The sequence below is a fragment of the Corynebacterium sp. 22-2729 genome, from assembly GCF_053479475.1.
The window spans coordinates 1-9,832 of sequence record NZ_JBRBCA010000018.1 but is presented as its reverse complement, the minus strand read 5'-3'; the positions used below and the strand labels follow the sequence as shown (position 1 = coordinate 9,832).

Here is a 9,832-nt window from a genome sequence, read left to right as displayed (position 1 = left end):
TGCCGTCGAACTTGTTGCCCTCACCAGAGACCTCGTCACCATCATTGATGCCGTCGCCATCGGTATCAGCCTTATTCGGATCAGTACCGAGCTCCTTCTCCTTATCGTCGGTCAGACCGTCACCGTCGGTGTCCTTTACAGGCTCAACCGGAACGTCAACGACGACCTTGTTTTCACCGTTCGCATCCTTCGGCAGATCCGGATCCTCAATGGTTACAGAAATCGGACCCTCTGCATCGGTGCCCGGGGTGACGATGACATTGCCGTTCTCATCAATCACAACCGGAACGTCCTTGCCGTTCTTATCCTTCGCAGAAATCTTGGTGTCGTCGTCCTTGTTCTTGACGTCAATACCAGTGTCCTGCTTCGCATCAGTCGGGTTGACCGGCTTGACACCAGACTGATCCACAACGGTCTTGGTGCTCACCATGAAGGAGTCAGAAGCAACATCCTGGGCACCAGACACAAGTACCGCAGAGTAGATGTCGCCAGTCTTAGCATCATCCGGGACAGTGAAGGAGCCACAGTCCTTCAGGTCATTGAGAAGCTCAATGTCACAAGTCTTGCCGGTCGGCTTACCGTTCTTGCGCCACTCGATCTTGTTCGGCAGCACCGGAAGATCACCAGAGAGCTTCACCTTAGCGACATCACCGGGCTTGGCAGGGGTGTCGGTGGTATTGAAGTTAGTGATGTCCAGATCTACGCGGCGGTCCGGAACTGCAGCGAAGTGGATGTTGTAGAAACGAGCACCACGAACCGGAAGTGCCTTCTGCTCTGTAGGGTTGCCTGATGGCGCCCACGTCGCCGAGTAGTTATTCACTGAGTGGAAAACAGGCTGCTGCCACTGGCCATAGCCAACAATTTTTTCACCATCTTTATTTTCAACCCACATGAACGTGTCGTGGGGGTGGTACTCATCCTTCGGCACGTGGATGGTGTAATCACCGTTCTCATCAGTCTCGGTGTAACGGACTGACTGGACGTACTCCGGGTGCTCCTCGAGCATCTGCTTGGTAGCCAGCGCGCGCTTTTCAGCCGGGAGCTTCTTGATCTCAGCGTTCGCCTGACGGCCTTCCTCCGTGAGCGTCGCGGCATACACCTTGTAGCCAACGCCAGACGGCTCACCAGTGCCGGTAGACCCCGTGAGAAGCTGACGCTCATCGCCGGTCTCTAGCCATACACGGCCGGAGTAGTCGTACCAATCATTGATACCACTAACCTCCCGATCATCCTTGATCACCTTCAGGCCATTCGGAAGCGGCAAGCCCGGCTCCGGCCTCTTGTCGCCCATCCAGTAGTTGTTCGGGTTAGTCGGCAATTCGGCAAGCCAGACACCAGTGCCCTGCATGTTACCGTTCGTACCAACAGCACCCGGGAACTCACCCAGCCCGTCGCCGGACCCCTTGCCATATGCATACGGGGTATAACCCGGGGCAACACGAACGATTTCGCGAGCATTTCCGGTCTCATCATTGTCCGGTGTATCAGACCAGACGCGCATCTTCTGAGCCGTCTGAGCCTTGTACTGACGCTCCTTACCGTTCGCATCAGTCCACGTCGGCACCTTAAAGGCGTACATGCCCGGGCCGTTCGCACCGAGGACTCCGTCAATGGTGTGGGTTTCTGCGGAGTAAATTGGGGACTCCGCGCCATCTACATCCTTCCACTGGAAGTAGACCTTCGTGCCATCCGGCGCGCCCTCGAAACCGTCGTACTTCGTCGATAGAATCGCGGAGTTCTTCGGCGTCATCAGGTTGACGCGGCCAGAAACAACGTCCTTGGCGACAGTCTGCGCAGCAGATAGCTGCGTACCGGAGGTAATGGTGCCGTCCGCGATGGCGTCGACGTTGATCGCGCCATCCGCATCCGGCTGCGGCGCCACTGCGGCGTCCTGAGCCACAGCCGCCGGGGCGGTCTGGGTAGCAACTACCACGGTGCCGGTCGTAGCCAGAGCCAGCACAGCACCCGCAGCCGCGATGGACTTCATGCTGTTGTTCTTAAAACCAAGGGCAACTGCCCCGAAACCAGTACGGATGGAACGTCCGCGCAAGTTTGCCATGAGTTAAGTCCTTTCCGAAGACTTCTCTAAAGTTTTCTTGGCGGCCCACCCACACCGGGAAGGCCACACGCCATGACCCGCACCCGCCCATCCTGTGGAACCAGGATCTTTGCACGCGTGCGCAAGCCTCTTTGCAAAACCTTAGCGACTACACCCCTCAAGAGCGACTGCATTTCTCCTGTGCTGAATTCAGGCTCATCCCTACTGATCGGCATACCCTATCAAATCACGCCGCCGCACTCACTCTCCCCCCTCCATGGAGATGACGCACCCTTTCCTCATTCAAGTTTTTTGACGCCATATCCACTGGGCGTAAATCTCAGCCATTACCTAAGTAAAATTTCCATTCTCGACCGTTTATGTTGATCTAACCCTCTACCCTGCCGACTCGGCGTGGCCATCGAGTTAACCGAAAGTGAACGTGCGTAGATAGCGTAGAGACGCATCCGTACTGCATACTTGCAGCAGTTTGCATGGAAATACACCCAGGGCGTGCTTATGGTTTAAGCACATCAGAAACTTTAAATGTTGTCGTTATATAGGTTTGAACCTATATAAAAATTTTATATGATCTTGACCATATACCCCCCTCCATACCCCCAGAGCCTTCAGTGAATCTTCAGGCTTTGCTCAACCGCCCCACAGCGCTCAACCCGTACGAAAAGGCGCCTCCGGGAAGGCTGCATCGCAGCCAACCCAAGGCGCCTCGTTAACCCAATCCCCGCATGTGGGAGTAGGTTTTCTGCGGAAGTAGAGGGATTTGAACCCCCGGATGGTTGCCCATCGCTGGTTTTCAAGACCAGTGCATTCGGCCGCTCTGCCATACTTCCAACACGGCTTAAAGCCGCATATGCATCTTACACGCCGCCCGCGCCTACCCAATTCCCCTCCCCTCCCGAAAACACCCCACTGCACCCCAGCCCATTCGTTAGGGTGGGGAACATGAGCATCACCACCAACGCAATCGTCCAGACCGATCCCGCGAACCCCAGCTCACTAACCTGGCAAAGCACCAGCATCGCCGACCCCCAACCCGGCGAAGCACTAGTGCGCATCCACTATGCGGGCGTCAATAGAGCAGACACGCTACAAGCCCAAGGCCACTACCCACCGCCAGCCGGCGCCACAGACATCATCGGCCTCGAAGCCGCCGGCGTCATCGAAGACCCGAACGGCGCCACCCGGCCCGACGGCACCCCCTGGCACGCCGGAGACGAAGTCGCAGCGCTCCTATCCGGCGGCGGGTACAGCAAATTCGCCACCGTACCGGAAGGCCAGCTGCTCCCTATCCCCGCCGGATACAACCTGGCTCAAGCCGCCAGCGTGGTGGAAGTCGCCTGCACCGTCTGGTCCAACATCATGATGACCGCCCGCCTACACAAGGGAGAAACCATCCTCTTCCACGGCGGCGGCGGAGGCATCGGCATTTTCGGCATCCAACTAGCCAAAGCACTCGGAGCCACCGTAGCCGTCACCGCCGGCTCCGAAGAGAAACTAGACGTGTGCCGCCGCTACGGCGCGGATATACCCATTAACTATAAGGAAGAAGACTTTGCCGAGATCCTCGGCGACCACGGCGGAGCAGACGTCATCCTCGACATCATCGGTGCCAAGTACCTCGACCAGAACATCCAAGCCCTGGCTCCCGACGGGCACATCGTGATCATCGGCATGCAAGGCGGCGTGAAGGGCGAGCTGAACATCGCCAAGCTACTCAGCAAACGCGGAAACATCAGCGCCACCGGCCTGCGCTACCGCGACGCGAAAGACAAGGCGCGAATCGTCGCAGAGACCCTGCGCAACGTCTGGCCGCTGCTGGAAAGCGGGAAGATCACCCACCATATCGACAGGATCATGCCCATCGCCGAAGCCGTCGCCGCGCACCAGGCGCTGCTGGCCGGGGAGGTTACGGGCAAGATCGTGCTCGAGCTGCCACAGGACTAGCAGCGAGCTCGGCCCAAACTAGGCCCGCGGCTTGGTGAGCCGTGCGCGACCGCGCCGCCCACGGGCCCCGCGGCGCGCACGCCGCCGTGGCCACCCGCCCGTCTGCACCAACACCAGCGCCGCCAGCACCAGCAGCAGGCCAACCCACTGCACCAGCGAAAGCCGCTCGCCGACGAACACCACACCGAGGAACGTCGCCGTCACCGGGCTCAACACGCCCAGGATCGCCACCTGCACCACATCCAACTTGGCCAAACCGTGGAACCAAATGCCATACGCAATCAGGGCGCCGAAGATCGTCAGGTACGCATAGCCCAGCACGTTCTGGCCGGTCAGGTGGTCCGGCAGCCCCTCCATCACCAACAGCAGCGGAACCAGGAACAGCCCGCCGAAAGTCAGCTGCCAGCCCGTCACCGCCAGCTGTGGCACATCGTCCGGCTTACCCCACTTCTTCGCCAGAATCGCCCCGAGCCCCATGCACACACTCGCACCGAGCCCCGCGAGGATACCTCCGGCGTTCAAGGCCGCGGCGGGCGTAAGTACCAAACAAGCCACACCCACCACCGCGACAAGCGCGCCGATCACCTGATACGGCTGAATCCGCGTGCCCAGCAGTGGCGGGCTTAAGGCAATGACCCACAGCGGCGCGGTATTCGTGACGATCGCCGCCACCCCGCCCGGCAGCAAATACGCCGCGGCGAACAGCAGTGCAAAGAAGCCACCGATATTCACCACGCCCAGCACCGCGGATTTCCACCACCACTGCCCTTTCGGCAACTTGCGGAACCACAGCAAAAGCAGCAACCCCGCCGGCAACGCACGCAGCACACCGGCTAGAAGCGGCCGCCCAGGTGGCAGCAGATTCGTGGTGACGATATACGTCGTCCCCCAGATAATTGGCGTAAGCGCGGTAATCAGTCGAAGCACACGGCTACGCTATCGTACCGACGCCACCACCCGCACCAGCTGGTCCACATCATGGATGGTGTTGTGCGGGGCGAACCCGACGGCGACTGCACCGGCCTGATCCAGCGGGGATCCCAGCGAAGTGGATGCAGTACCCGTGGCGTTGGCGGTGTGCAGGGCGGAGCTCCCAGCGCGGGTGGCGGGGTTCGCATCAGCATTGCGCCCGTGGCGGCCGCGGCGCGCATTGGCTGCTTGCTCCGTGCGCTGAGCCTGCTGGCTCTGCGGGGCGTGCTCTTCGAACACACCCATGCGCTCCAACAACTGCGACTGTCCCGGCGCGACCACACCTGCAACCACACCATTGGCCAATAGACGCTGCACAACCACTCCTGCGGGAACACCATCCACCAGGAAACTCACGCGCGGGATCCGGTCGACGGAGGCGAACTCCTCCAACACGTCGCCATCCCCATCCACGCCAATGACATGCACCGTACCGAGGCTCTGCAAGCCCTCGACCAGGTGCGCAGCCAGCGTCTTCAGATGTTCAGCAGCCTGCGGCAGACCCGTCTTCAACCGCGAACGGCGCGTACCACGAGCGGAATCATCCAGGCGAGCCAGGTGATCCACGGCCTCCGAAACGCCACCCAGGAGCCCCTCGGACACGCCGCCGACCCCCACACCGTGCCCAGAGCGGAAGATGGCCTGACGGGTGGCATCGTCCTTAAACACGAGCGCGCCCACACTCGACCCGCCCAAGCTGGCCACATCCAAAGCCAACACATCCGCGCCCATCTGCTCCACATCCACCACGCGATAAGGAGCGAAAGAATCCACATCCACCACCAACAACGCCCGGGACTTCGCCCGCACACAATCGGCAATGGCACGCACATCCGTCACCGCGCCGACATAACGGTTCGCAGCGGAAACCGCGACCACCGACGTCTCGTGCTCCACCAAGTTCGCAAACTGCCAGGCGGGAAGCACACCGCTGGAAAGATCCGGCTCCGCCCAACGCACCCGCGCGCCATAAAGATCCGCCGCAGTCTTCCACGGGGCCACATTCGCGGGATCATCAATACGGGACAGCACAACCTCCTGCCCCAGGCGCAACCGCCGGTACAGTGCGTGCGCGAGATTATCCAACAGTGCTGCGCGGGAAGCCCCCAGCACCACATTTTCCGGGCGCGCACCCGTCAGATCCGCAATGGCGATCCGCGCGGAATCCCCGAAAGACTCCCCGATACGCCGACCCGGACGCTGCGCCCGAGAATGTGAACCCGTCGCGGATTCCAGCGGCTCCAACAAAGAAGCCACCCTAAAGCTGCGCGCTACCGCCGAGGACACCCGCTCCGGCACCTGCGGAAAATCCTGCGCATTGAGGTACGTCCAGCCATCCGATAACGATGCATACAACCCCCGCACCCGTGGCACATCGAACACTGGAACTCCTTATCTTCCTAGACTGCTTTGGACTTCGCTTCTGCCCAACCGATACTAGCCTGCCCGCCGGACAGGCAACACCGTCAGCGACCGTGACCGCCAACACGTTAGCGGGACGCGCCGGGAATAGGAGGTGTTGGCGTCACAAAGTAAAATAAGGTGCCTTAAAGCAACAGCAACTTAAAAGCAGGAACTCATGCCACAGAAAATGCCAGAGGCCGCGGATCTACAAAGGATCACCGCCGCGGCAGACGGCGACATCCCCGCTAGCAACTCCCAAACCTTCGCCGCCGCCTGGGACGACCTCAAGCGCGGCCTGGCGCAACGCGAACTATGGCTCGCGCTCGGCTGGCAGGACATCAAGCAACGCTACCGCCGCAGTACCCTCGGTCCGCTATGGATCACCATTGCCACCGGCGTGATGGCCCTGGCCCTCGGCCTGCTGTACAGCCTGCTATTCCAGCAGGACCTCGCCAGCTTCCTGCCGCACGTGGCCGTTGGCCTGATCCTGTGGGGCTTCATCGCAGGCTGCATTAAGGACGGCTCCGAGGTGTTTATTGCCAACGAGGGGCTGATTAAACAGCTGCCGTCAGCCCTGTCGGTACACGTGTATCGCCTGGTGTGGAGGCAATTCCTCTTCCTCCTGCACAACCTGGTGATCTGGCTGGTGCTGCTGGCCGTGTTCCGCCCCTCGCTGGGGTGGGAAGTGCTGCTAGTGGTGCCCGCCATGGCGCTGATGATCGCCAACGGCATCTGGGTGACCATGTTCTTCGGCATTATCGCCACGCGCTTCCGCGATGTCGCCCCGTTGCTGGATTCGCTGGTTCAGCTGGCCTTTTATATGACGCCCATCGTCTGGACGACCAAAACCCTGCGCGAACAAGGCGGGGCAGTGGCCGAGCGAGCAAAAATTGCGGAGATCAACCCGCTATACCACTACCTGGAGATCGTCCGCGGGCCAATGATTGGCGAGCCCGTGCCTGCGTACCACTGGGGAATCGTGCTGGTACTGACAGTGGCCGGACTGTCGCTGGCGCTACTGGTGATGCGCCGCTGGCGCTTCCGCGTGAGCTACTGGGTTTAAGGAGTTGAAGAAGGAAGCCATGGTTTCAATTGATACATACGACGCGTGCGTCGACTTCCCCATCTTCGATGCAAAGACCCGCTCCATGAAGCAGACATTCCTGGGTGCTGCCGGCGGCGCGATCGGCAGGAACTCGTCGAATACGGTGATGGTGGAGGCGCTTAAGGGCGTCAACTTGCACCTGCAAGATGGTGACCGGATTGGCCTGGTCGGGCACAACGGCGCCGGCAAGTCCACTTTGTTGCGCCTGCTCAGTGGGATCTACGAGCCGACGCGCGGGTCCGCGATTGTGCGCGGGCGCGTGGCACCAGTGTTCGACCTGGGTGTGGGCATGGATCCGGAGATCTCCGGGTACGAGAACATCATGATCCGCGGGCTGTTCCTGGGCCAGACGCGGCGTGCGATGCGGCGGAAAATGGACGACATTGCGGAGTTCAGCGAACTCGGCGAATACCTGGATATGCCGCTGCGCACCTACTCGACGGGCATGCGGATTCGGCTGGCTTTGGGGGTTGTGACCAGCATCGACCCGGAGATTCTGCTGCTGGACGAAGGCATCGGCGCCGTGGATGCTGCGTTCATGGCTAAGGCGCGCGGGCGACTGGTGGAGATGGTTGAGCGCAGCGGCATCCTGGTTTTCGCCTCGCACAGCAACGAATTTTTGGCGCAGCTGTGTGACAGTGCGCTGTGGATCGACCACGGAGAGATCCGGCAGGTCGGGCGCGTGGATGATGTGGTTGAAGCCTATGAGGGGCCGGAGGCTGGTGCGCACGTCCGCCAGGTGCTGAAGGACCTGGGCCGGGGCTAGTGCTGGCGGGGTGCTGGGCCGCTGAAGTTTGCGGGGTTGGGGCTTGCTGAAGTTTGCGGGGTTGGGGCTTGCTGAAGTTTGCGGGGGTAGGGAGTGTCAGGAAGTTTGTGTGTGAGGCTCTGATCTAGAAGGAGTTTCACCGATAATGACTACGGTGTCACCGAAGAAAGGCCATGACCCGGCGAGGGTCAACGAGATCAGCGAGAAGCTGATGGAAAATCCTGAAATCGCCAGCTTGATCAGCGAGCTGTCGAGCTCCGCTGATGATGCCAGCGACCTGGTCAAAGGCCTGTTGCAGGCATCGATCAACGCTGGTCTGCAGGCGGAAATGGATGCGCATTTGGGCTACGGCCATTCCGACCGTAAAACCAAAGCCCAGGTTGAACCCGTGCACGGCGGCAATCACCGTAACGGGTCGTACACCAAGACCGTCAATTCTGGCTACGGCGCAGTTGAGGTGACCGTGCCCAGGGATCGTGCCGGCACGTTTACTCCCCGGATGGTGCCCAAGGGTGCACGTCGGCTCACAGAACTCGACGACATGATTATCTCGCTCTACGCCGGTGGGATGACCGTGCGCGATATCCAGCATCACCTCGCGACCACCCTTGGGGTGGATATGAGCCCGGATACGATCAGCACCATTACCGATGCGGTGTTAGACGAGGTCATGATCTGGCAAAACCGCCAGCTCGACGAGTTTTACCCGGTGATCTTCCTCGACGCGCTACGCGTGAAAATCCGTGACGGCCACCGCGTGGTCAACAAGGCTTGCTACATGGCGGTTGGTGTCGACATGGACGGCATCAAGCACATCCTGGGACTGTGGATCGCCGACAATGAAGGAGCCGCATTCTGGGCATCGGTGTGTGCGGATCTGGCTAACCGCGGTGTCCAAGACGTGTTCATTGTGTGCTGCGACGGGCTCAAAGGCTTGCCGGAAGCCGTGGAGGCAACCTGGCCGAATTCCATGGTACAGACCTGTATTGTGCACCTGATTCGGGCTGCGAACCGGTGGGTGTCCTACCAGGACCGCAAAGCAGTCTCCCGCGCGCTGCGTGAGGTCTACACAGCCGCTAACGAGGACACCGCACGTGCCAGCCTGGATGCTTTCGAGGCCAGTGAACTTGGCCGGAAATACCCCCAGTCGGTCAAAGTCTGGCGCGACGCCTGGGAGCGGTTCGTGCCGTTTCTGCAGTTTCCGCCGGCGGCACGCCGGGTGCTCTACACCACCAATTCAATCGAGTCGCTGAATGCTGAACTGCGTAAAGCTACCCGCAACAGGGGCCAATTCCCGAACGATACCGCGGCGCAGAAAACGCTGTGGCTGATGATCTGCAACATCGAACAAGCGTGCCGCCCAGCGAGCGAAGAAAGCAAAGCGCAACATTGAGTGCAACGGCTATATTGAAGGAGCGAAAGCCACCGGGTGGAAACAAGCCATCAACCAACTAGCCGTGGCTTACCCCGACCGATTCGCGGACTACTTGTAAACCACCCCCCGCACACAAACAATCGGACACCCTCCGGGGGTACCGGCTGACTTTACCTCTCCCGACACCCCACCAGCCCCACTTTCCCCATC

The 9,832-nt window shown here is 60.5% G+C and carries 5 protein-coding genes, 1 tRNA gene and 2 pseudogenes; 4 read left to right on the top strand and 4 right to left on the bottom strand.

What is annotated here, in order from left to right:
- Both ACUY2T_RS10170 and ACUY2T_RS10165 read right to left on the bottom strand, forming a co-directional pair.
- Positions 1-2,059 (bottom strand): annotated as a pseudogene (locus tag ACUY2T_RS10170) (hypothetical protein); the annotation flags it as partial.
- Between the two features lie 745 nt (positions 2,060-2,804).
- A tRNA-Ser gene (locus tag ACUY2T_RS10165) sits at positions 2,805-2,889 on the bottom strand.
- A gap of 112 nt (positions 2,890-3,001) precedes the next feature.
- Between ACUY2T_RS10165 and ACUY2T_RS10160 the strand changes: the two genes are divergently transcribed.
- Positions 3,002-4,003 (top strand): NAD(P)H-quinone oxidoreductase, encoded by a 1,002-nt coding sequence (locus ACUY2T_RS10160; RefSeq protein WP_448308487.1) that lies wholly within the window; start codon positions 3,002-3,004, stop codon positions 4,001-4,003.
- Between the two features lie 18 nt (positions 4,004-4,021).
- Here ACUY2T_RS10160 and ACUY2T_RS10155 read toward each other — a convergent pair whose 3' ends face one another.
- Positions 4,022-4,930, bottom strand: a complete 909-nt coding sequence (locus tag ACUY2T_RS10155; protein ID WP_448308486.1) for an EamA family transporter — start codon at positions 4,928-4,930, stop codon at positions 4,022-4,024.
- A gap of 9 nt (positions 4,931-4,939) precedes the next feature.
- Positions 4,940-6,355: an aminotransferase class V-fold PLP-dependent enzyme gene (locus ACUY2T_RS10150; protein WP_448308485.1), complete on the bottom strand. Its 1,416-nt coding sequence runs from the start codon at positions 6,353-6,355 to the stop codon at positions 4,940-4,942.
- Between the two features lie 196 nt (positions 6,356-6,551).
- Here ACUY2T_RS10150 and wzm point away from each other — a divergent pair, with 196 nt between their 5' ends.
- The 3 genes and pseudogenes from wzm to ACUY2T_RS10135 all read left to right on the top strand — a co-directional run bounded on the left by wzm (position 6,552) and on the right by ACUY2T_RS10135 (position 9,740).
- Entirely contained in the window at positions 6,552-7,439 is an 888-nt protein-coding gene (gene wzm / locus ACUY2T_RS10145; RefSeq protein ID WP_448308484.1) for a galactan export ABC transporter permease subunit Wzm/RfbD, read from the top strand.
- Between the two features lie 19 nt (positions 7,440-7,458).
- Positions 7,459-8,247 carry a galactan export ABC transporter ATP-binding subunit Wzt/RfbE gene (gene wzt, locus ACUY2T_RS10140; RefSeq protein WP_448308483.1) on the top strand — a complete coding sequence of 263 codons (789 nt, stop codon included), beginning with the start codon at positions 7,459-7,461 and terminating at the stop codon, positions 8,245-8,247.
- Positions 8,248-8,392: 145 nt separating this feature from the next.
- A pseudogene (locus tag ACUY2T_RS10135) lies at positions 8,393-9,740 on the top strand (IS256 family transposase).
- The last annotated feature ends 92 nt before the right edge of the window (positions 9,741-9,832 follow it).